Source organism: Ureibacillus sp. FSL K6-0786 (assembly GCF_037965165.1).
GTDB classification, from domain to species: Bacteria; Bacillota; Bacilli; order Bacillales_A; family Planococcaceae; genus Ureibacillus; species Ureibacillus thermosphaericus.
Window position 1 is genome coordinate 2,490,843 of record NZ_CP150191.1, and the last position, 23,467, is coordinate 2,514,309.

18 protein-coding genes and 1 other annotated feature are annotated in these 23,467 nt (G+C 35.3%); of the genes, 13 read left to right on the forward strand and 5 right to left on the reverse strand.

Annotated elements, in window-relative coordinates; genetic code table 11:
* Nucleotides 1-154 precede the first annotated feature (154 nt).
* A complete protein-coding gene (gene ccpA, locus NSQ18_RS12345) occupies nucleotides 155-1,168 on the forward strand; it encodes a catabolite control protein A (protein WP_016837079.1) in 1,014 nt (337 codons plus the stop codon).
* Nucleotides 1,169-1,223: 55 nt separating this feature from the next.
* Here the strand turns inward: ccpA and NSQ18_RS12350 are convergent, their stop codons facing one another.
* Genes NSQ18_RS12350 through NSQ18_RS12360 form a run of 3 tightly spaced genes read right to left on the reverse strand, consistent with a single transcriptional unit; the run spans nucleotide 1,224 to nucleotide 3,673 of the window.
* On the reverse strand, nucleotides 1,224-2,381 hold the full coding sequence (locus tag NSQ18_RS12350; RefSeq protein ID WP_016837080.1) for an acetoin utilization protein AcuC: 1,158 nt from the start codon (nucleotides 2,379-2,381) through the stop codon (nucleotides 1,224-1,226).
* Nucleotides 2,378-3,025 carry a CBS and ACT domain-containing protein gene (locus tag NSQ18_RS12355; protein WP_016837081.1) on the reverse strand — a complete coding sequence of 216 codons (648 nt, stop codon included), beginning with the start codon at nucleotides 3,023-3,025 and terminating at the stop codon, nucleotides 2,378-2,380. The genes NSQ18_RS12350 and NSQ18_RS12355 overlap by 4 nt, the downstream gene beginning before the upstream one ends.
* A 15-nt stretch (nucleotides 3,026-3,040) precedes the next feature.
* Nucleotides 3,041-3,673 (reverse strand): GNAT family N-acetyltransferase, encoded by a 633-nt coding sequence (locus tag NSQ18_RS12360; RefSeq protein ID WP_339288222.1) that lies wholly within the window; start codon nucleotides 3,671-3,673, stop codon nucleotides 3,041-3,043.
* A 172-nt stretch (nucleotides 3,674-3,845) separates the two neighbouring features.
* On the opposite strand from NSQ18_RS12360, the gene acsA reads away from it, so the two are divergent.
* The 5 genes from acsA to NSQ18_RS12385 all read left to right on the forward strand — a co-directional run bounded on the left by acsA (nucleotide 3,846) and on the right by NSQ18_RS12385 (nucleotide 9,933).
* Nucleotides 3,846-5,570, forward strand: coding sequence for an acetate--CoA ligase (gene acsA / locus NSQ18_RS12365; RefSeq protein ID WP_026018963.1), 1,725 nt, complete (start codon nucleotides 3,846-3,848; stop codon nucleotides 5,568-5,570).
* A 207-nt stretch (nucleotides 5,571-5,777) separates the two neighbouring features.
* Entirely contained in the window at nucleotides 5,778-6,812 is a 1,035-nt protein-coding gene (argC, locus tag NSQ18_RS12370; RefSeq protein WP_016837084.1) for an N-acetyl-gamma-glutamyl-phosphate reductase, read from the forward strand.
* Between the two features lie 31 nt (nucleotides 6,813-6,843).
* Complete coding sequence (argJ, locus tag NSQ18_RS12375) at nucleotides 6,844-8,064, forward strand: bifunctional ornithine acetyltransferase/N-acetylglutamate synthase (protein WP_016837085.1); 1,221 nt, start codon at nucleotides 6,844-6,846, stop codon at nucleotides 8,062-8,064.
* Nucleotides 8,027-8,806 carry an acetylglutamate kinase gene (gene argB, locus NSQ18_RS12380; RefSeq protein ID WP_026018964.1) on the forward strand — a complete coding sequence of 260 codons (780 nt, stop codon included), beginning with the start codon at nucleotides 8,027-8,029 and terminating at the stop codon, nucleotides 8,804-8,806. Before argJ ends, argB begins: the two co-directional genes overlap by 38 nt.
* Nucleotides 8,803-9,933, forward strand: coding sequence for an acetylornithine transaminase (locus NSQ18_RS12385; protein WP_016837087.1), 1,131 nt, complete (start codon nucleotides 8,803-8,805; stop codon nucleotides 9,931-9,933). Before argB ends, NSQ18_RS12385 begins: the two co-directional genes overlap by 4 nt.
* A 164-nt stretch (nucleotides 9,934-10,097) precedes the next feature.
* Here the strand turns inward: NSQ18_RS12385 and NSQ18_RS12390 are convergent, their stop codons facing one another.
* Nucleotides 10,098-12,947 carry a transglycosylase domain-containing protein gene (locus NSQ18_RS12390; RefSeq protein WP_339288225.1) on the reverse strand — a complete coding sequence of 950 codons (2,850 nt, stop codon included), beginning with the start codon at nucleotides 12,945-12,947 and terminating at the stop codon, nucleotides 10,098-10,100.
* Between the two features lie 121 nt (nucleotides 12,948-13,068).
* Nucleotides 13,069-13,257: a binding site (T-box leader), on the forward strand.
* Between the two features lie 118 nt (nucleotides 13,258-13,375).
* On the opposite strand from NSQ18_RS12390, the gene tyrS reads away from it, so the two are divergent.
* The 7 genes from tyrS to NSQ18_RS12425 all read left to right on the forward strand — a co-directional run bounded on the left by tyrS (nucleotide 13,376) and on the right by NSQ18_RS12425 (nucleotide 22,564).
* Entirely contained in the window at nucleotides 13,376-14,644 is a 1,269-nt protein-coding gene (gene tyrS / locus NSQ18_RS12395) for a tyrosine--tRNA ligase (RefSeq protein WP_339288227.1), read from the forward strand.
* Between the two features lie 470 nt (nucleotides 14,645-15,114).
* A complete protein-coding gene (locus tag NSQ18_RS12400; RefSeq protein ID WP_339289677.1) occupies nucleotides 15,115-15,810 on the forward strand; it encodes a polyphosphate polymerase domain-containing protein in 696 nt (231 codons plus the stop codon).
* A gap of 11 nt (nucleotides 15,811-15,821) precedes the next feature.
* Nucleotides 15,822-16,499: a DUF4956 domain-containing protein gene (locus tag NSQ18_RS12405; protein WP_016837091.1), complete on the forward strand. Its 678-nt coding sequence runs from the start codon at nucleotides 15,822-15,824 to the stop codon at nucleotides 16,497-16,499.
* A 3-nt stretch (nucleotides 16,500-16,502) separates the two neighbouring features.
* A complete protein-coding gene (locus tag NSQ18_RS12410; protein ID WP_339288230.1) occupies nucleotides 16,503-17,954 on the forward strand; it encodes a CotH kinase family protein in 1,452 nt (483 codons plus the stop codon).
* A gap of 125 nt (nucleotides 17,955-18,079) precedes the next feature.
* On the forward strand, nucleotides 18,080-20,071 hold the full coding sequence (locus tag NSQ18_RS12415; protein WP_040764365.1) for a hypothetical protein: 1,992 nt from the start codon (nucleotides 18,080-18,082) through the stop codon (nucleotides 20,069-20,071).
* 130 nt (nucleotides 20,072-20,201) lie between these two features.
* Complete coding sequence (locus NSQ18_RS12420; RefSeq protein WP_016837094.1) at nucleotides 20,202-21,149, forward strand: HEAT repeat domain-containing protein; 948 nt, start codon at nucleotides 20,202-20,204, stop codon at nucleotides 21,147-21,149.
* Nucleotides 21,146-22,564 carry a glycosyltransferase gene (locus NSQ18_RS12425; RefSeq protein ID WP_016837095.1) on the forward strand — a complete coding sequence of 473 codons (1,419 nt, stop codon included), beginning with the start codon at nucleotides 21,146-21,148 and terminating at the stop codon, nucleotides 22,562-22,564. The genes NSQ18_RS12420 and NSQ18_RS12425 overlap by 4 nt, the downstream gene beginning before the upstream one ends.
* Before the next feature lie 124 nt (nucleotides 22,565-22,688).
* On the opposite strand, the gene rpsD is transcribed toward NSQ18_RS12425, so the two are convergent.
* The gene (rpsD, locus tag NSQ18_RS12430; RefSeq protein ID WP_016837096.1) at nucleotides 22,689-23,291 is read right to left on the reverse strand and encodes a 30S ribosomal protein S4; all 603 of its coding nucleotides are present in this window, start codon (nucleotides 23,289-23,291) and stop codon (nucleotides 22,689-22,691) included.
* Nucleotides 23,292-23,467: the final 176 nt, after the last annotated feature.

Below are 23,467 nucleotides of genomic sequence, written 5' to 3' on the forward strand. Positions count from 1 at the left end.
TGGGTAGTTTTTTCTTACTCGAATATTTGGTGATAATTTACTAGTATTATATCTAAAATATTATATTTTTTTGAACTTTTGCTTTGTATTGAAAAAATTAAGCAAAATATCGTATTATGAAGACAATAATAAAATGAAAAAGGAGGGAAAACCTTTGACTGTTACAATTTATGATGTTGCACGGGAAGCGAATGTTTCAATGGCAACAGTGTCACGAGTAGTAAATGGTAATCAAAATGTTAAGCCTTCTACTCGTAAAAAAGTGCTTGAAGTGATTGAACGTCTTGAATATCGTCCTAATGCGGTAGCAAGGGGACTTGCGAGCAAAAAAACTACAACAGTAGGAGTTATTATACCTGATATTTCAAACAATATATATGCTGAAGCAGCTCGAGGGATTGAAGATATTGCAACGATGTATCGCTACAATATTATTTTGGCCAACTCTGACCAAAATGAAGACAAAGAGTTGTCACTGCTTGACACAATGTTAGGAAAACAAGTTGATGGAATTGTAATGATGAGCGACGCAGTTACACCGAAATTACTTCAGTCAATGGAAAATTCCCCTGTACCGATTGTTCTTGCAGGTTCAATTGATGAATCTCAAAAGTTACCTTCAGTTAATATCGATTATTTCCAAGCAACTTATGAAGCGGTAAATATGTTAATTACGAATGGACATAAACGTATTGCATTCGTTAGCGGACCGTTAAGTTATACAATCAACGTCAAATATAAGCTAGAAGCTTATAAAAAAGCATTGAAAGATGCTGGATTAGATGTGGATGAATCGTTAATTGTTGCTGAAGACAGCACGTATGACGGTGGAGTGGAAGCATGGAAAGAGTTAAACCAAATCGAAAATCCGCCGACTGCCTATTTTGCTGGAAGTGATGAATTAGCAATTGGAATTATTCATGCTGCACAAGATCACGGTATAAAAGTACCGGAAGATATTGAGGTCATTAGTTTTGAAAATTCGAAATTAGCTCGTATGGTAAGACCACAATTAACAAGTGTGGCATTACCTTTATATGAAATCGGTGCAGTATCAATGAGATTATTAACGAAATTCTTGAATAAAGAAAAAGTAGAAGATCAAAATGTTATTTTGCCTTATCGAATTGAAAAACGTGATTCAGTGAAAGAAAAATCAAAAAAATAAAAGAGTGTAGACAAAGTCTCAAATGATTTTGTCTACACTTTTTCTTATATGAATGCTATTTTTTCTCACTTCTGATGATATTTAATGCTTTTATGAGCATTTGTGCATTTTTTTCTTCTATTTCTGCTTTCCTTGGAATCGGTTCAAATAATGGATTTGGGTCTTCCCACGTTGGAATGAGCGGCACCGGCGCCTCTTTTTGCCATTTGTTTAACCAATCTTCAGGCAGTTTTCCTGTTGGAATGGGGTAATCATTCATCTCTAGCCAAATCAGTGACCATGCCCGTGGCACAACTCGCCACATGTCATAACCGCCGCCACCAACGGCAATCCATCGTCCATCACAATATTCATGAGCCAATTCATGAGCGAGTTTCGGAATCTCTCGGTATATTTTCATGGAGGCATATAAATGAGTTAAAGGATCAAAATAATGGGCATCTGCGCCATTTTGGGTAAAAAGTACATCGGGTTTAAAATATTCAATGACTTCCCTTAAAGCTTTTTCGTACACCATTAAAAAACTATTATCCTCAGTAAAGGCTTCAAGAGGAAAGTTAAATGAAGTTCCATAACCTTGTCCATTTCCTCTTTCACTGATATTTCCCGTACCTGGAAATAAATATCTGCCTGTCTCGTGAATGGAAAATGTGCAAACGCTAGGATCATCATAAAATGTCCATTGTACACCGTCACCATGATGAGCATCTGTGTCTACATAAAGAACGCGAGCTTGATATTTTTCTTGTATGTAACGGATTGCAATCGAACTATCGTTGTATATACAAAAGCCACTTGCTCTTCCACGAAAACCATGATGCAAACCACCACCGAGATTTAAAGCATGTTTACTTTTTCCTTGCATTACATAATCTACCGCTTGCAATGTACCGCCGACAAGCAAACTACTTGCTTCATGCATGTTCGGAAATATCGGGGTATCTTCTGTTCCAATGCCGTATGGTTCTGCTTGTTCTGCTGTTATGAGGCCATGTCCTGCTTTTTTTACGATGTCGATATATTTTGGATCATGGACCAGTTCAAGTTCTTCATCAGTTGCTACTCTTGCTGGAATGATATCATCATCTGATAAGGCGTCAATGTTTTTTAGTAAATCAATAGTTAACAGTAACCGCTTATGGTTAAATGGATGGCTGTCAGAAAACTTGTAGCTTAATTGTTCTGGTGAGTATACAAATACTGCATTTTTCATAGATTCACCCCTGGCACATTAGGCCATAATACTTCAAAGCCGTTGTTTCGTAAATCAGTAATAATTGATAAAGGATTCATCATTCGAATGCGAATTGAAATGATGCGGCTATCATTGTTTTCTGTATCAGGAAATACTAAAATGCTTAACACATTTGCATGATGTTTTTTTATAAGTGTTAGGACATCTGCTAATGTTCCAACTTTATCTTTTAACCGAATATCAATTTTCGATGAAGGCTGATGTGCACCTGTTAATTCAATATAAGCATACAGTAAATCCGAAGATGTAACGATACCTACAAGCTTCCCTCCAGAAACTATAGGTAGGCAACTAATTTTTGATTCGTAAAATGTAATCGCTACATCCTCAACAAAATCAAGTGGATGACCAACGATGACATCTTTTACCATAAATTTTTCAATAGGTGTATCATAAATAGTCGGATTATTTTCTTCTTTAAGACAAGAAGGTAATGCATTTTTGACGTCGTGTGATGTAATGAGACCAACGACATTTTCTTCATCATCTACAATGGGAATGTGGCGGATACTTTTTTCTCTCATCAATTTAAGGGCATCATTTAATGTATCTTTTGGTGTAAGCGCATACACATCTCTTTTCATGATTTGTTCGACAATCATACTTATCCTCCTAAATTAATACATGTATCGATATTTAAATCGAAGTCTGTCAAATCGTTCGATGGATTCTTGATTCACTCGCTTGCCTATACGAACCATTAGACAATTGGCTGGATGAGATGTTATTTCTGGATCATCGGTCGCACAATATTCAAAGCCAACTGTTTTCATTAAATTTTCCATCATATTTCGATATTGCCATACATTTAGTCCTGTGCCTTTTAAATCCCAATGCCAATAATATTCTGTAGTAATAACTAAGTAATCTTCCATTTCATCTCCCATAAAGGAAACTTCTAATAGTTTTTTTCCTACCCCAGCTCCTCGATAGGATGGTATTACTTCAATTGCTCCCAATTCTAGCATATTTTCAATCTTATCCTCTGACCATCTCTCAAGTGGATCAGGATAAAGATATGTGACATAGCCGATGACGGTATTTTCATTGCGAGCGATAATAATTCTACCTTCTATTAATTTAGCTATCTCGATTAATGCCCTTTTTTGTTCCTGTGGAGGACGAAAAGAAGTTAAATTTTCATGAAATTCATATTGTTCTAGTGTTTCTGGCGGTATGGGTCCTTCGACGATGACGGTGCCATGAGGCGTTTTCAACTGCGCATTGTAATAATTTTTTATATGTTGCAATCAGCATCACCTCCGTTTTTCTATTATTAACATTATATGATAAATTCTGTGCATTAACGCAGAAATTTGTGAAAAATAAACAAATTAACTAAATGTTAAAAATATTTTGCTAATTATAATAATTCGTTGTAAAATGTAAAATATCAAAAAAGAAAGGGGATATTTCATGGGGATGAAAACGACTGAGAAATTAGCAGTTGTTCACGGGGATTATCATCTAAAAAACTATGATGAAACATATGCTAATTTCGATTGGAAGGAAGTAGAGAAAGCATTTAGTTGGTATACGACGGGGAAACTAAATGCTGCTTACGAAGCAATCGATCGTCATGCAGAATCAGATCGAAAAAACAAAGTAGCTCTTTACTTTAATAACGGGGAACGTAAAGAAGCCTACTCATTCTATGATATGAAGCGCATGACGAACAAGGCTGCCAACGTGTTAAAAGAGTATGCAAACCTTGAAAAAGGGGATCGATTGTTTATCTTTATGCCGAGATCTCCAGAATTGTATTTTTCTTTGCTTGGTGCTTTGAAGTTGGGGGTAATTGTAGGTCCGCTCTTTGAAGCATTTATGGAGGGAGCGGTATATGACAGATTATCAAATAGTGAAGCAAAGGCACTTGTTACAACTCCAGAATTATTAAATCGAGTGCCGTTAGATGAATTACCACATTTAGAAAAAGTATTTCTTGTTGGGGAACAAGTAGAAGAAAATGAAAAAATCGTTGATTTTAATAAAAGATTAGATGAAGCATCCAGTCATTTCGATATTGTTTGGGTAGATCGAGAAGATGGAATGCTTTTACATTATACATCTGGATCAACGGGGGCACCAAAAGGAGTATTGCATGTGCATAATGCAATGATTCAACAATATCAAACTGCTCGTTGGGTATTAGATTTGCATGAAGATGATATTTATTGGTGTACAGCAGATCCAGGATGGGTGACAGGGACAGCCTATGGTATTTTTGGTCCATGGTTGAATGGTGTAACAAACGTAATCATCGGAGGAAGATTTAGTCCTGAAAAATGGTATGAAGCTATCGAAGAATATGGTGTTACTGTCTGGTATAGTGCACCAACAGCATTCAGAATGTTAATGGGTGCAGGTACAAGCGTGTTAAAACAATATGATTTATCTTCATTACGACACGTGCTTTCTGTAGGAGAACCATTAAATCCAGAAGTCATTCGTTGGGGTATGAGTGAATTAGGTCATCGTATTCACGATACTTGGTGGATGACAGAAACAGGTGGGCACATGATTTGTAACTATCCAAGCATGGAAATCAAACCAGGTTCCATGGGAAAACCAATTCCAGGTGTATACGCTACTATTGTTGATGATGAAGGAAATGAGCTACCACCATATACGATGGGGAACTTAGCGATTCGAAAAGGATGGCCTGCCATGATGAGAGCCATTTGGAAAAATCCTGAGCGTTATGAACAATATTTCTTAAATGGAGAATGGTATGTTTCAGGAGATTCAGCATATAAAGATGAAGATGGATATTTCTGGTTCCAAGGTCGTGTCGATGATGTAATTATGACAGCTGGCGAGCGAGTTGGACCATTTGAAGTAGAAAGCAAATTGCTAGAACATCCAGATGTTATTGAAGCGGGTGTTATAGGAAAGCCAGATCCAGTTCGCGGTGAAATCATTAAAGCCTTTATAGCACTACGACCTGGAGTTGAACCGACAGAAGAATTAAAAGAAGAAATTCGTCAATTTGTCAAAACTGGTTTAGCTGCACATGCAGCACCGAGGGAAATTGAATTTAAAGATAAACTTCCGAAAACTCGAAGCGGTAAAATCATGCGCCGCGTATTAAAAGCTTGGGAGTTAAATCTTCCAACGGGTGACTTATCGACGATGGAAGATGATTAATTGATTCAATGAATTGCTAGAACACATCATGTGATTTGTTGAGCAAGGTAATATTTATGCATCCACCGAAGGATAATTCATTTATCAATAAATGATTATCCTTCGTTTTTTGTTATATAGAATTTTTCGAAAATATATAAACATACATTTGACTTTATATTTATACAGGTTTATACTATACATTATCTTACAGAAGAGGTGAGAATGATGAAGGTGGCAATCATTGGAGCTACTGGATATGGTGGATTAGAACTGATTCGGTTTTTACATAATCATCCTGAAGTAGAACGGATGGACTTGTTTACTTCTTCTGAAGAAGGAGTTATATTTTCGTCTAAATTTGGTCATTTATTGAATATTCAAGATGTCCCTTTACAAAAAATAGATTATGAGACTTTGATGAAATATGATGTTGTCTTTGCAAGTACACCTAGTGGAGTGACGAGCAAACTTTTACCTCCGCTTGTAGGAAGAGGACCAAAATTAATCGATTTATCTGGAGATTATCGATTAAAAAATCTACAAGACTATGAAAAATGGTATAAGAAAGAACCGGCTCCACCGGAAATTATAGAAAAAAGCGTATATGGTTTAACAGAATGGAATGAAAAGAACATTAAGGAGGCTGCTTTTATAGCAAATCCAGGCTGTTATCCGACTGCGGTACTCTTATCAATCCTTCCGCTAATTAAGAATGGTTTAATTGATCCTTCCTTCTTAGTGATAGACGCAAAAAGTGGAGTATCAGGTGCTGGAAATAAACCAACAAAAATGACGCATTTTAGTGAAACGAATGAAAACTTATCAATTTATAAGATAAATGAACATCAACATATTCCGGAAATAGAGCAAGCCATTGAAATGTTTACGAACGTTAAAGCAACCATTACATTTAATACGCATTTAGTGCCGATGACGAGGGGAATTTTAGCGACTTCCTACGCACCGGTGACAAATGGAGTAACTACAAAAGATTTATCGGAATGTTTACTAGAAACGTATAAAAAACATCCGTTTATTCGTGTGATTACCGATGCCGATACAATTGGAACTAGTCGAGTAAAAGGTTCGAACTATTGCGATGTGTTTGCAAAAGTAGATGAACGGACAAATCGGGCTACCATCATTGGTGTAATTGACAATTTAGTTAAGGGGGCTGCAGGGCAGGCAATTCAAAATATGAATGTTCAAATGAATCTGCCGCAAACGACTGGTTTAAATGTCGTACCATTATTTATTTAATTTTGTGTTTGGGAGAAATGGAGGAGAAAAAATGGAATCTATAGTAGAGATGAAGCTATCAAGTAAAAATATTGTATCACCGAAAGGATTTAAAGCTGCTGGAATCCATTGTGGACTTAAACATAAGAAAAAGGATTTAGCACTTTTATATAGTGAAGTACCAGCGAGTGTTGCAGGCGTATTTACAACAAACAAAGTGCAAGCTGCACCGATTAAAGTAACGAAAGAAGTTGTTTATGAAACGAAAAAAATGCAGGCGGTAATTGTCAACTCTGGTAATGCCAATGCTTGCACAGGAAAACAAGGGTTGCTTGATGCTTATGAAATGCAAAAATTAGCTGCAGAAAAATTAGGTATCGATCCTGAATTAGTGGGAGTTTCTTCTACTGGAGTTATCGGTGAGATGCTGAAGATGGATTGCATCCGTGATGGTGTGAAAAAAATTGAGATAGGAAATACACTGGAAAATGGCATCGATTTTGCACAAGCAATTTTAACGACAGATACGGTCATGAAAAACACGACTTATTCCACAACTATCGATGGAAAAGAAGTCGTAATTTCAGGTACAGCAAAAGGTTCTGGAATGATTGAACCAAATATGGCGACGATGCTTGGATTTATTACAACAGATGCGAATATCGAATCCGATGTATTACAAAAAGCGTTATCAGAAATTACAGATTTAACTTTTAACTGTATTACAGTTGATGGAGATACTTCAACTAACGATATGGTATTGGTGTTGGCGAATGGTTTAGCAGGGAATAACCGATTAACACCGGAACACCCAGACTGGAACAATTTTTATAAAACTTTACAAATGGTTGCAGAAGATTTGGCAAAAGCAATTGCACGAGATGGAGAAGGTGCGACAAAACTGATTGAGGTAGAAGTAGATGGGGCCGTTTCAGATGAAGAAGCACGGAAAATTGCAAAAACGGTTGTAGGCTCTCCATTAGTGAAAACGGCGGTATTTGGTTGTGACGCCAATTGGGGACGCATTATTGCGGCTGTTGGTTATAGTGGAGCAACAGTTGACCCAGACAAAATTATGATAAAAATTGGTGATAAAAAAATGGTGGAAAATGGTGAACCCGTTCCATTTAATGAAGAAGAACTAATAAAAATTTTAAAGGCAAATGAAATAAAAATTTATGTTTCATTAAGTCAAGGAGAAGGACACGGGTTTGCATGGGGGTGCGATTTATCTTATGACTATGTACAAATCAATGCAAGCTACCGTTCGTAAACGAATTGTCATTAAATTAGGTGGAAGTACATTAGAAGGCTTAAATGAGGCCTTCTTTTCCAATTTTAAAACATTACAAGAAGAAGGTTATGATATCATCATTACCCACGGCGGAGGTCCGGCCATTAACCGCGAATTGGAAAAAAGGAAAGTTTCATCGCATAAAATAAATGGTATTCGAGTAACAAATAGAGAGGCAATGGAAGTTGTTCAGTCGACTTTAATTGGCCAAGTGAATCCGAAACTCGTTTACGATTTAAATCGAGCAGGCATTCAAGCAATCGGTATAAACGGATTTGATATGAATCTTCTCCAGTGTGAATTACTAGACTATGAAACTTATGGATATGTGGGAGAAATAAAGCATATAAATACAGATATTATCGATATCCTTACCACAAAGAAAGTGGTGCCGGTCATTAGTTGCATCGGCGTTTCCGAAGAAGGACAAGGATTAAATATTAACGGTGATACAGTAGCTAGCGAAATTGCGTTGGCAGTAGGTGCTGAACGTTTACTGCTTGTTACAGATGTAGCTGGAATTCGCATTGGTGGAAAGTATCAAAAAGAAGTTACACCTGAACTCATTTATCGGTGGATTGAAGAAGGCGAAATTACAGGGGGGATGATACCAAAAGTAGAGGGAGCGATTCGAGTATTAAAAGCAGGCATCCCGAAAGTAGAAATCGTTGATGATACGTTAACAGGGACAACAATAATCAGTAAGGAGTTAGTAAAATGAGTGCACTTTTTAATACTTACGCAAGAAGACCCATTGCTCTTGTTGAGGGGAAAGGGACCATCGTCAAAGATCAAAATGGCAAAGAATATTTAGATTTTACAAGCGGAATTGCTGTATTATCATTGGGTCATGCTCATCCGGAACTTGTCAAAACAATTCAGGAACAAAGCGAGAAAATTTGGCATACTAGCAATTTATATCAAATACCGGGTCAGGAAAAACTAGCGCAATCACTCGTAAAGGATACACACTTTTCATACGCATTTTTCTGTAATAGCGGAGCAGAAGCAAATGAAGCGGCTATTAAGCTCGCACGTAAACATACTGGAAAACACCATATTATTACCTTCCAACAATCATTCCATGGCCGTACATTTGGTTCAATGAGTGCAACAGGACAGGGAAAAATTCATAACGGTTTTGGACCGTTAGTGGACAAATTTACGTATCTACCATTTAACGATGTGGATGCATTAAAGAGTGCAATCGATGATACAGTTGCTGCCATCATGCTTGAAGTCATTCAAGGTGAAGGCGGGGTCAATGCGGTTACCGATGAGTTTGCTGAAGCTATTCAAGAGATTTGTTCAGAGAATGGAATTTTATTAATCATTGATGAAGTTCAAACAGGAATTGGTAGAACAGGTACCCGTTTCGCCTTCGAACAAACTCCTTTAAAACCGGATATTGTGTCAATAGCTAAAGGACTCGGAGGAGGATTTCCAATCGGTGGTATATTAGGAACAAAAGAATTGTTTGATACTTTTAGTCCAGGTACACATGGTACAACTTTTGGAGGAAATCCGTTAGCTGTTGCTGTTGCTCAAAAAGTTATTGACATTGTATTCCAACAAGATTTTTTAGATGAAGTAAAAAAGAAATCAGATTATTTTGTTGAAAAGTTAAAAGCAGCTTTCCATAATGGAGAATTTAAAGTTAAAGGAAGAGGGTTATTGATTGGATTAGAAGGGGAAAATGAAGTGGCGCCAGCTATTAGTAAACTAGAAGAAGCTGGTTTATTAGTTTGCTCGGCTGGTACAAAAGTAATTCGATTATTGCCCCCTCTAACTGTAAGCTATGAAGAAATCGATCAAGCCATCGACATTTTAAAAAAGGTATTCGTATAAAAGAAAGGGGGTGTCTAGAAAGTCATAAACTTTCCAGACACCCTCACTTATTTTTTTATAACACTTGTTCCTGCGATAGTGTTACAATTGGCGTCTTGAAATCATTTCAGACGACGTGTTTATAAATGATGATGTGGGTTGCCATTGTTGTGGAATAACAGTTTTTATTGATGGTTCTGGTCATTTTCTTCTTTTTCAGTTTCATTTTGTTCGTTGTCGTTTGGTTGTTCGTTTTCGTTATGATCGTCCTTAGGATTTTCTTGTAACGGTTCTCCTGCTTGCACGTTGGAAATGGCAGATTCTAATCCCGTAATATCAACTGCGACGACTCCGTATTTTCCTTTTCCAACAGTAATGCTGCGAGTATCACTTTTAACGGAAGCGATTAATTTTTTACCGCCGTCGGAAAGGTCGTAAACACGATAACCGACAACGTCATTGGAAGCGGAAGGTGACCAGGATAAAACATTTCCTTTAATTGTTGCATTTACTGGTTGAGGTGCAACTTGGTCTGCGTCAAAGCTCTTTGCAGATGCAACTTGGATTGATTGTTTTCCTAAGAGTTTATCAGGATTTCCGCCGAGACGGCCTAGTAATTTATCAACAAATTCTTTATTTAATGAAATTCCGCTAGAAGTATAAGTAAATTCAGATGGTGTTGAATCCAAAGCAAGATAAGATTCACCGTTGATGTTAACCGTTCTCGTTTCAGAAGAGATGAAGCTATTATCTACTTTGGATGGAACAAATTTACGAATAAACAAGTCATTTTGTACTAAACCAGCATTACTACATGCGTTTGATGGCGCCATTCCTGAGATGCCACAGAAGGATGCATGTACGACATCTTTCGGTTGTTGGAATCGCTCTTTCGTACCAATGAATTCGGGTTTTACATTGTAAGCCGCATTCATTAAAGTTGCCCATAATAAATTTACACGAGTACTTGGTTGGAAATATATATTGTTAAATTGATATAAAGTTCTCGGTTGGTCATAACCTAACCAAACCCCTAAAGAAATATTTGGATTGTATCCAACGAACCATACGTCTTTGTATTCTTGAGTTGTACCTGTTTTTGCTGCAAAGTCAGATGAGAATTTTAATGTACTGCGTGCTCTAGTACCAGTACCATATTCCAATACATCTCTCATCATATCAGTAATGATGTATGATGCTTCAGGGGAAAACACTTGAACTGGCTCTGGAGTGTGATTGTAAATAATATTGCCGTCTACATCTTCTATCCGATCAATCATATAAGCGTCAATAAATTTCCCACCATTTGCAAATGTGGCAAAAGCGTTTGTGTTTTCTTCCACTGTTGTTCCGTATTCTAATGCTCCGATAGAAGTAGCTAGATTAACAAAATCCCCTTCAGTTAATTTTGAGAATCCCATTTTCTTTAATAGCTCAGCAGGTCTTCTGTCGATAATTTGGTCGTATAAACGGATTGCTGTTAAGTTTTGCGAGTGAGCTAATGCTACCCTAGCCGGTATGATTCCCCGCTCTTCGTTTTGGATATAGTTAGTTGGAGCCCAGCCTTTATACTTGAATTTGACGTCAACAACAGGACTTCCTGCGCCAATCACACCATATTCGATCGCTGGACCATAAACAAGTAGCGGTTTCATCGTTGAACCATTCGGACGATATGCTTGAGTTGCATGGTTTAACTCGGTAATTTCAAAGTCTCTTCCTCCAACAAAGCTCAATATTTTTCCTGTCTTATTTTCGATTAGTATACTGCCTACTTGCACAGGAAGAGGGACTTCAACTTCTTGTTTTGTTTCTGGATCAATTTCTGTTTTCGTAAAAGTATGACCATAATATTGGAATTCCTTTGCTGCATTGTTCATTGCATCATATAAGTCTTTATCGATTGTCGTATATATGCGGTAGCCGCCTGAACGTATATCTCTGTCCGCAAGTATTATATATTTTTCGTAAAGATTTTCCTCTTCATCAAGACGTTTAGGATCGATGCCGTCTTTTTCAGCTAATACTCTTGCCATAATTTCTTTTGCTCGGCGTTCGATTTCAAAAGTTAGATATGGGTAATTTAACGTTTGTGATTCTGGTTCTTTGAAATCTTTTGTAATGTCATAGTTGAGAGCTTCTTGATATTCCTCTTCTGAAATATAGCCAACTTCTTTCATTCGATATAAGACGGTTTTCATTCGTTCGATTCCAGGTTGTAAACCTTCTGGACTTTTTAGTTGTCCTTTTTGCGTATAAGGAGTATGAGCAAAAGGTGCTTGTGGAATTCCGGCAATGTATGCAGCTTGCGGTAAATTTAAATCCTTTGCACTTACACCAAAAATTCCTTTCGCCGCTGTTTCCACTCCTGCAATATTCCGGCCAGAAGCATTTCTGCCATATGGAATAATGTTTAAATACGCCTCTAAAATTTCATCTTTTGTCATAAAATGTTCAAGACGGAATGCAAGCAACAATTCTCTCGCTTTTCGTTCGTATGACACTTCATTCGTTAATATTTGGTTCTTAATAAGTTGCTGCGTTAAAGTAGAACCACCAGTTTGGGTTGAAGCATTTGTAAAGTCTTGAATTAATCCTCGAAGTACCGCTTTTGGCACGATTCCATTGTGCTCATAAAAGTATTCGTCTTCCGTTGCAAGGACTGCCTGCACTAAAAGGGGTGATACTTGATCAAGCGTTGTTTCTTGTCGATCTAAATCTGTGCGAACTTTGCCTATATAAATATTTCCGGCAAAATACATTTCACTAGTTTCTTCATAGTTATAAATTTGTTTTCGCATTTCTTCCTTCGTGTGCAGAGGCTCGTCTTTTACTAATGATGCAAAATAGCCTACTCCAATGGAAAATACAAATACAAAGCCGGTTAAAAAAAGTATCAAAAAGACGAGTCCTAGATTCCAAAGCACACTTAATGTAATGCGCAACTTGCTTGTATCTTTAGATGTAGCTATCGTTTCAATTTTTTCGTTTATTTGTATTAGTTTATTGATAAATTGTTGAAGCCACTCTCTCACTCAATCCCCTCCTAAAATCTTGTATATTATAGCACAATTCTATATAATCGGAGTATAGTTGTTGACAATGAAAATTTTACGAGTACAATATGACTTATAGTTTTTTATGATTTACATATATTTTCAAGCGTTGAAGAGATTGAAGTAGTGTTTTCATTCACTGTATTAGAGAGCTAGCGGTTGGTGCAAGCTAGTCATAATGAAGACATGAATTACGTTCTTGGAGCTTGAACGTTTTCCGCGATAAGGATGAATGAGTGGGAGATAGTTTCTCCAAGCTGGGTGGTACCACGTGAATAGCGTCCCTGCATGCATGATTGCATGCAGTTTTTTTATTGCAAAATTTCTTTGACCTAGCTTTGGTGAAATATGTATTGAACAAACTATATCCCTTTTCATTAATAAATACAAAATAGGAGGAATCAAGTATGACAAATGCGTTATTAGAAGATTTAAAATGGCGTGGTTTAATATATCAGCAAACTGATGAAGAAGGATTAGAAAAACTATTAAGTGGAGAAAAAATATCATTATATGTAGGGGTGGACCCAACAGCTGATTCCATGCACATTGGCCATATTGTGCCACTACTGACACTGCGTCGTTTCCAACAAGCAGGTCACAAACCTGTATTACTTGTTGGTGGGGCAACAGGAATGATTGGTGATCCATCTGGAAGATCTACAGAACGCCAACTTCTTACAAAAGAACAAATAGAAAAAAATGTTAATGGACTAAAAAAACAAATGGAGCGCATTTTTGAATTCGGTGATAGTGAAAACAGTGCTATTTTAGTGAATAACTATGAATGGATTAGCCAAATGAATGTCATCGATTTCTTGCGTGATTACGGAAAGCTTATTAATGTTAATTACATGCTTGCAAAAGATACCATTGCCTCTCGTCTTGAATCAGGTATTTCATTTACTGAATTCTCTTACACTTTATTGCAAGGTATTGATTTTAATTATTTATATGATCATTACAATGTGCGATTACAAGTTGGGGGTTCAGACCAATGGGGCAACATTACAACAGGTCTTGAAATCATCCGCAAAACACATAATGAAGAGGCTAAGGCTTACGGTATTACAATGCCGCTTGTTACAAAAGCGGATGGCACAAAATTTGGTAAAACGGCAAGCGGTGCAGTTTGGTTAGATCCTGAGAAAACTAGTCCATATGAATTTTATCAATTCTGGATTAATACAGCTGATGCGGATGTTGTTAAATATTTAAAAATCTTTACGTTCTTAAGCAAAGAGGAAATTGAAGCTCTTGCTGTATCTGTGGAAGAAGAACCACATTTACGCAAAGCGCAAAAGGTATTAGCAGAAGAAATGACAAAACTAATTCACGGCGAAGAAGCGCTCGAAACAGCAAAACGCATTACAGATGCACTATTCTCAGGGGATTTAAAATCACTATCTGCCAGCGAAATGAGAGATGCATTTAAAGATGTACCTACTGCAGAAATCGCGAAAGAAGACAAAAATATTGTAGATTTACTAGTAGAAGCAAATATTTCGCCATCAAAACGTCAAGCGAGAGAAGACGTAGCGAATGGAGCCATTTCTATTAATGGAGACAAAGTAACTGATGTAAATTACATTGTTGGTAGCAAAGAGCGTTTAGATGATGAATTTACAATTATCCGACGTGGTAAAAAGAAATATCATATGGTTAAATACGTTTAATATTTGATAGAAATAAACGAGTAGGCTTGATTGACAAATGATGTCAATCAAGCCTTAATTTTTGTCCTTGTGAAAAAAATTCCACCCAATTAGATAGTAGATATAATGGGGTTTTGAAATTTTCTTTCATTAAGACTTACTTATTAATACCAAAATAGTAATAATGCACTTAATTCTACATAATATTTTATTGACATGTTACGAAACAATTAAACCAAAAAGATTAAAAATTGTAAATAAATGTAATTTTGTTATTTAACAATATTCACTTTAATAATGATGGTAATTGGAATTTACAATAAAAAATTGAATGGATGTGAACTAAATAATAGGACGAAAACATGATTTTCAATCGTGTTTGGCACTTATAGAATTTGCATGCTCGTAACTTAACTGAGCAATGAATAATTCGTATTGTTTATTGTATTTGAAGGAGGTGATTCAGAATTAATAGCGTTTTTCGGGAAGAAATAAAGTTTGTCATTACTAGGGATGTATATTACCAATTGCGTCATCAACTATCTCAAGTTTTGCATCGTGATTTTCATAGTAATCATAGCCTATATCGATTTCGAAAGGGAGATGGTTATACCATTCGATCCCTTTATTTTGATACATTAGAAGATCGAGATTATTGGGAAAAAATAGATGGAGTTGAAATTAGGAGAAAGTGCCGTTTGCGGACATATATGAATAATCCTAGTTTTTGCGTACTAGAATTAAAGAAAAAACAAGGACAATATCAACAGAAAACATCTTATCGATTGACACGAGCACAAGGAGAGCGATTAATACAAGGAGATTATTCATTATTGCTGGAGTTAAATCATCCATTTTTATTGGAATGTTATCAAATGATGACTCAGCACGTTTATCGACCGAAATCTGTTGTTACTTATGAGCGGGAAGCGTTCGTTGCAAAAGAAAACAAAATTCGAGTGACTTTTGATCAAATGATTCGAGGTACTGAAAGTAATTTTGACATATTTTCAGATCAATTAACAGAAATCCCATTTTTCGATCCTTATTATGTAGTATTGGAAGTAAAATATAGAGGTTTTCTTTTGCAATACATTAAGGATTTGTTAGTTGGGTTAGAAAAACAACAATTATCTGTAAGTAAATATTGTTTTAGTCGAAAAGTGAGCAAACATTTTTTATTTTAGGAGGAATATGTTTGCAAGATATTTTGTTTCAATTAACTGAGCAATCACCTGAGATTACATTAGAAAGCTTATTAACAAATTTTATCGTAGCAACAGTGCTTGCCATTGGTATATTTATTTCCTATTGGTACACCCATATTGGGACAGCATATAGTAGAAAATTTAATGTTTCATTACTTACCATTACAATTTTAACAGCTACGGTTATGACGGTGATTGGCAATAATTTAGCTTTATCATTGGGAATGGTTGGAGCGCTGTCGATTGTACGTTTTCGTACAGCAATTAAAGATTCACGGGATACAACCTATATATTTTGGGCTATAGTTGTAGGGATTGCTTGTGGGGCAGGAGATTACTTAGTTGCAACTGTAGGGAGTATTGTCGTTTTTATCATTTTATTATTCTTTGGACGTGTATCAAATAATAATCGGATATTATTAATCATTAAAGCGAGTCGAGCAAGTCAAACTGATGTTGAAGGTGCTGTATTTAAACAATTCAATAAGAAGGCATTTTTAAGAGTGAAAAATACGACGGTTGATCATATTGAATGGATATATGAATTATCACGAAAAGCACTTCAACAAGAGAAAAAGAAAGAACATTCTATTACTGATATTCTATATCAAATAAGAGGAGTTGATTATGTAAATATTGTAACACAAAGTGATGAAATCAGTGGTTAACATATGAAAAGCAAAGTGTTGTTTACCTTAATGATTGTAGGGATTGCATTTTTTGTTTTTGTGGTAGCCCAATTAGATCAATGGGATTTTCATAAGCGATATCATCAACATAAAGAAATTGATACAAATACTATAACCCCAATCGAATTTTCCAACATAAAAACCCATTTACCTGTCATTAGGATTGAAACGAAAGGTCAACGTATTCCTGGTGCCCCAATCATGATTGATCGTAATAATTATTATTATGAGTTGTCAGAAAATGGAGAAGCTGAAATTGAGACAACGATTACACTGTATGAAGCTCATGCAGAACCAATTAAATTCACGGGAATGATTCATTATCGAGGACATTCCTCCCGATTTTTCAACAAAAAATCTTATGACGTTGCAATCGTTGATCAAAATAAGAATAAATTGGATATCTCCTTATTAGGCATGGAGGCAGATAATAATTGGGTATTGCATGGACCTTATTTAGATCGTAGTCTAATTCGAAATTATGTAGCAATGAATTTAGCAGGAGAAATGATGCCTTATGCCCCTGATGTACGATTTGTAGAATTGTTTGTAGACGATCGATATGAAGGACTTTATGTATTAATGGAAAAAGTGTCAAAAGGCGAGGGGCGAGTACCAATTGCAACGCCTGAAAGAAATAGTCATCAAACTGGCTATATTGTAAATGTAGATCGAATTAAAAAAATGGATGTAATTTTGAATGATTTTTTGATGGATACTTATAAGGTTTATCCTTCAGGTGTAGAGTTGATTTATCCTAATGAAGCACAGTATTCAGAAGCGAGATATCAATTTGTGAATCAAGATTTTTCATATATTGCCCATTGTATCTATCAAATACCATTTGCACATGGAGAGAAAGAATATAGAAAATTGATAAATGTTCAAGCGTTTTACGACTATTTTATTATTAATGAACTGTTTCGCAATGTCGATGCAGGCCTTTATTCCACTTATTTTTATCGTGAATTAGGAGGAAAATTAACACCGGTAGTCTGGGATTTTAACAATGCATTAGATAATTATCAATCGATTCCTTTTGACGAAACCGACTTTTCGTTAACACATAGTATGTTTTATGAGCAGTTGTTAAAAGATGAAGACTTTGTTGATGGGTTAATTAGAAGATATCGCTATTTACGCCAGACAACGTTAAGTACAGAGCGCATCCATCGATACATTGTCGAAACGGTTGAATTTTTAGGAGACGCAATTGAGCGAAACAATTATCGATGGAGTGAGATGTATGATTTAAACCGCTATGATCGTTTTAATTATCTATCACCAGCTGAAAGGAACGTTATGAGCCATTCTGAAGCTATTGAACAAATGAAAGATTATATAGAAGAACGTGGAGAATGGCTTGATGAAAATATAGAAGTACTCTATCAATATAGTCATCCATCTCGCCATGGACATGAATCAATTAAATAAATGAAGTTTTGAATGATAGGGAGAATCAAGAAAAAGATTTTATGAAACGCTATTTATTGATAGTAGTTTTATTAATAGTTATGGTGCTGGTGGGTTACTATTTTTACTATATGAAGGGTTTTTATGTGGATATAAGAAAAGAAACAACCATTACTACTCCATTTTATATTGATAATAAAACAATCTATCAGAAACGAGCGGATGGAAATCAAGAATTTGTGATTAGAGGGGTAGAAATGGATAGCTCATACGGACCGAAACGAGCCACTGATTTTGCGATTGATGAAGAAACTTATTTACGCTGGTTTGAACAAATACAACAAATGGGTGCTAATACGATACGAGTATCAACGATATTAGATGATAACTTTTACAAAGCTTTTTATGAATACAATAAAGACCGTAAGCAGCCTTTATTTCTACTTCAAGGTATACGAGTAGCGACAGACGAGTTTAAAACAAAACGAAATAAAGATTATTTTGATTTTTATCAAACACTTTTAAAAGATGGTAGAGATGTAATTGATATTATCCATGGTAAAAAAGTTATTCTCACCAATAAACATAAGGGAAGTGGCTTTTATTTTTATGATATATCTCCTTGGGTTGTTGGAATTTTAATTGGGGATGAATGGGATCAAGATACAATTTCTTATTTGAATCATACATTAGATAAAGAACCGGCATTTATTGGTGAATATGTGACAACAACTGAACAATCAACCAATTTTGAAATCATGATGGCTAAAGTCATTGAAAATATTGTGAGATATGAATCCAAAAAATATCATTCGCAACGCCCAATTTCCGTAAATAGCACGTTTTTAATGGATCCTTTTCAATATCAAGAACATTATGCAGTGCAAATTGAAAAAAAGAATGCATTTAATATTGACCGGATTAAACCGACCGCTCAAATGAAAGCGGGGTTATTTGCCAGCTATGCTTACGAAGATTTTGATTTTTCCTTGCTTCCATTAATTGACTCTAGTGAATTGAAATCTTTTTCTGATGTAAAGAATTATTTTGAATTATTGAATCGAGTTCATGAAGTACCTGTAATCATTAGCAGCATTGGCTATCCAAGTGACAGTTATTTTCATAATACTAAGAAGCAAGAACATGAAATTGTAGAAAAACTGAAGATGTTTGATAGTCTTGGTTACAATGGCAATGTAATTCGTTCTTGGCAAGATGTATGGGATCGCAGAGCTTTTGAGACTTCTTATGCGGTGGATCTTCAACAAATAAACGAATGGCATGATCCACTAACATCCACTCAACATTTTGGTCTGATAGGTTTTAAACCATATCGCGGTGAAGTATTGATGCAGGTAGATGGAAATGACGATGATTGGCAAGATGTTGTTGAGAGTTTTCAAAATGAAACGACGAAAGTATTGATGACAAGAGATCATGCTTTTTTGTATTTTTGGTTGGAAGATCCCGCAATCACGAATGATCAACCTTTTTATATAGGTCTTGATTTACATCCGGAATTAGGGAGTAAAACACCTTTATTATTCGATATTACTTTTGATAGAAACATAGATTTTCTTATTGTAGTGAATCCTTTAGCTGGAGCAAGAGTATATGTACATGAGCGCTATCAAGGTGTGAGACAAAACTTTTTAGAACTCACCAATGGTCGTAATCCTTATTTCTATTATCCGGATAAAGATTCGAATAATTTTGAAATCGTGAAATATTTAAAGAGAAATAAGAAAATATTGACAGAAGAGGAGCTGTTATTAAAACAACGCAGAATTTACCACTATTATTTTAAAGATATGGAACTATTGAAATTGTTTAATGGGCAACAAACTGAACAATCGGATTTGGCAGTTGGAGATGGACGAATTGAAATTCGAATACCTTATCAGTTGCTTAATATTTACGATCCTTTAAAATTTACGATTCATGATGATTATTATCAACATTATGGAGTAGAACCTCTTCAAATAGATAGGTTATATCTTGCTATTGGGAATGGAAAGTTCACTAACCCTAAAAGTACGGAAATTTATGTAGAGCCGCTTAAGCAGTTAGATCGTGTGAAGGAATATATAAAACCATCTTATTATGCTGTACAAAACTATTGGAAAGGAGAGGATTAATCTGTTTTTTGCTGTCGTTTATTTTTACTTTGCCATTTGTTTTTCAATCCTCTTCTTTACGATTGGTTTTATATTATATCAAAAATACGACATGCGGCGGCAAAATAAGCTGAAACAACAATTTATCATAATGATTTCTGAAAAACAAAATCTATTATTGGAAGAACAATATTTTGATCGACAACATATAGAAGTATTGAAAAATCAGTTAGTAAATCTAAATAAATTAATTTCCTTTGAAAAAGCTTTAGCCCATTTTGAAGAAAATGAGCAATTACCTATTTATTTATCCCAATTGGAACCCGTAATAAAATCTCTAGTAATTGAATATCAGCAGAAAGATCAAATGGAGCAAGCGTATTTAGCTAAGTTTATTGCTACGTATGCTGCTAAAGGAAAATGGCATCACCCATTTATTTATAAAACGCTAGTTGCTTATTTAGAAAATGCAACAATTTATTTGCGAGAGAATATTCTTTTGGCGACTTATCAACAACCAGATTCAAAATGGATTATTAGTGTATTTCGCTATTTAACAGACAATCAATTGTTTCATCATCCAAAACTTATTCAGGACGGACTGCTCAACTATCCGTACGATTACGACTCATTGATTGATGAATTGTGGGAGAAACGGGATACTTTTCATCAACCGATTGTGTTAGGATTAATAGGCTATATCACATATAAAAGCGACCGTTATAAGGAAGTATTTTATCAATTATTACAAGAGAATCAATTAGATCTTGAAGAAAAAATTCGATTGATCCGATATTTTAGAAGACATTATTACGAAAAAGCGGAATCTCTACTTCTTGATTTAGCGAATGACAAGCAAGATGAAATTCGAATTGTAGCTGTCAATGCTTTAAGTAAGTATCATTCTGAACGGGTAATTTCTACATTAAAAAGAGCACTTACTGATTCCAACTTTTATGTGCGACGCAATGCCAGCCAATCTTTATTAGAAATGGGTGTATCAGAGAGTGAGTTGTTAGATGTTTTGCATGGCCATGATCGCTATGCTAAAGAAATGCTTCGGTACCATCTACAGTTAGAAGGGCGGATTTTTAAGTGAATTTATTCATTGAACGTTTTATGGACGTTGTAGCCCTGATATTTATTAGTTATATGTTGTTATATACGACTTTTTTATTTTTATATGTTTTAATTGGAGCAGTGCGTCTTTATGAAAAAAATAGAATGTTAAAGCTAAAAAACGAAATAAAGCATGAGTATTACATGCCTATATCAATTATAATGGCAGCTTATAATGAAGAAGTAACGATTGTTGATAGTGTAAAAAATCTGCTCAACTTAGACTATAAGTTATTTGAAATTATCATTATTGATGATGGTTCAACAGATAAGACGGTTGAAAAGTTGTTAGAAGCTTTTCCTTTTGTTCAAATAAATAGACCTATTCATCGAAAAATCATGTGTAAGGATGCTTTAGTCATTTATGAAACTACCATTAAAAACATCAAGATTACACTGATTCAAAAAGAGAACGGTGGTAAAGGAGATGCGTTAAATCTTGGCATAAATGCTTCAAGCTATCCGTATTTTGTCACAATTGACGCGGATTCTTTGCTCCAACGAAACTCATTAGAAAAAATTATTCAACCAGTGTTAGCTGATGAACGAGTAATTGCTGTTGGTGGAATGGTTCGGGTTGCCCAATGTGTAGAAATGGTTAACGGTGAAGTGATGGATTATAGAATTCCTCGGAATCTAGTAGTAGGAATGCAAGTGATGGAATATGATCGCTCATTTTTAGCCTCTCGCATTTTCCTCGATCAATTTAGTGGAAATCTAATCATTTCAGGAGCATTTGGTTTATTTAAGAAGGATGTCGTCATCGCTGCAGGAGGCTATCATACAAATATTATTGGGGAAGATATGGAATTAGTAATGCGTTTGCATACGTTTATGCTAAATAATCAACGAAATTATAGAGTTGCATATTGTCCGGAAGCAATTTGCTGGAGCCAAATGCCTGAAAATATTCGAGATGTGATAAAACAAAGAAGGCGTTGGCATATTGGATTGTTTCAATCGCTTTTAAGCTATCCAATCATGTTTACTCGTTTTCCCCACAAAGCAGTTAGTTTCTTTTCTTACTTATACTATTGGCTTTTTGAATTATTAGGACCATTTATTGAGGTATTTGGTTTAGCTACAATATTACTTGCTCTATCATTCGATTTATTGAATGTTCCATTTATGATTAATTTATTTTTAATTTATACATGTTATGGAATCTTATTGTCTCTTACAGCATTTTTCCAGCGAGTATATACTCAAGGATTAAAACTGCATGGGTCAGATGTGATGATTGCATTACTAATGGTCATGATTGAAATTGCTATATTCCGTTATTTTTTATCGCTGATTAGAGTTTCGGCGTTTATAGGATATAGAAAAAAACGTTGCCAATGGGGGAAAATTACCCGCAAGAAACATAATAGCAAAACGATTGAATATACTTAATGCCTTGATATTAACAGATTTGTTTGTTTCACTATTAATTGAAATAAAGTTTTCCATATGCTTAAAAAAAGCCCTGGAAACTTGATAACAAAGTTTCCAGGGCTTTTTGTAATAAAGCAATAAATCAGCGAGAATAGAACTCAACGATTAGAGATTCGTTAATTTCAGATGGTAATTCAGAACGTTCAGGATAACGAACGTAAGTACCTTCTTTTTTCTCTGCATCGAAAGTTAAGTATTCTGGAACAAAGTTGTTTGCTTCAATTGCTTCGTTTACAACTTGTAAGTTTTTAGATTTTTCACGTAAAGAAATTACTTGACCAGGTTTTACGCTGTATGAAGGAATATCAACACGTTGTCCATCAACAGTAACGTGGCCATGGTTTACTAATTGACGAGCTGCACGACGAGTGCGAGCAAGACCTAAACGATATACTAAGTTATCTAAGCGAGATTCAAGAAGGATCATGAAGTTTTCACCATGAACACCTTTCATTTTACCCGCTTTAACGAATAGGTTTTTGAATTGACGTTCGTTCATACCATACATATGACGAAGTTTTTGTTTTTCTTGAAGCTGTAAACCATATTCTGTTAATTTTTTACGTTGAGTAGGTCCGTGTTGACCTGGTGCGTAAGGACGTCTTTCTAATTCCTTACCAGTGCCGCTTAGTGAAATACCAAGGCGACGAGAGATTTTCCATGATGGTCCTGTATAACGAGACATCTTGTCTCCTCCTTTTGGTTTTTTTGTTGTAAAACAAAACCAGTTGTATCCGAACTTATGTGTATTTTATTTTCATGTATTTTCGCCCTAGCAGCCGTTAGGGTTACTCAATACACCTTCTAATAATCAGTGACTATTAGAGGAATAAAATACATTCACAAGTTTATACAACTGCT

What these genes read in the sequence shown, in the direction of transcription:
- NSQ18_RS12420 (WP_016837094.1), top strand. Translation starts at nt 20,202, where the DNA reads ATGATTTCTGAAAAACAAAATCTATTATTGGAAGAACAATATTTTGAT.
- argJ (WP_016837085.1), top strand. Translation starts at nt 6,844, where the DNA reads ATGGAATCTATAGTAGAGATGAAGCTATCAAGTAAAAATATTGTATCA.
- argC (WP_016837084.1), top strand. Translation starts at nt 5,778, where the DNA reads ATGAAGGTGGCAATCATTGGAGCTACTGGATATGGTGGATTAGAACTG.
- argB (WP_026018964.1), top strand. Translation starts at nt 8,027, where the DNA reads ATGACTATGTACAAATCAATGCAAGCTACCGTTCGTAAACGAATTGTC.
- NSQ18_RS12355 (WP_016837081.1), bottom strand. Translation starts at nt 3,025, where the DNA reads ATGATTGTCGAACAAATCATGAAAAGAGATGTGTATGCGCTTACACCA.
- NSQ18_RS12350 (WP_016837080.1), bottom strand. Translation starts at nt 2,381, where the DNA reads ATGAAAAATGCAGTATTTGTATACTCACCAGAACAATTAAGCTACAAG.
- acsA (WP_026018963.1), top strand. Translation starts at nt 3,846, where the DNA reads ATGAAAACGACTGAGAAATTAGCAGTTGTTCACGGGGATTATCATCTA.
- rpsD (WP_016837096.1), bottom strand. Translation starts at nt 23,291, where the DNA reads ATGTCTCGTTATACAGGACCATCATGGAAAATCTCTCGTCGCCTTGGT.
- tyrS (WP_339288227.1), top strand. Translation starts at nt 13,376, where the DNA reads ATGACAAATGCGTTATTAGAAGATTTAAAATGGCGTGGTTTAATATAT.
- NSQ18_RS12410 (WP_339288230.1), top strand. Translation starts at nt 16,503, where the DNA reads ATGAAAAGCAAAGTGTTGTTTACCTTAATGATTGTAGGGATTGCATTT.
- NSQ18_RS12385 (WP_016837087.1), top strand. Translation starts at nt 8,803, where the DNA reads ATGAGTGCACTTTTTAATACTTACGCAAGAAGACCCATTGCTCTTGTT.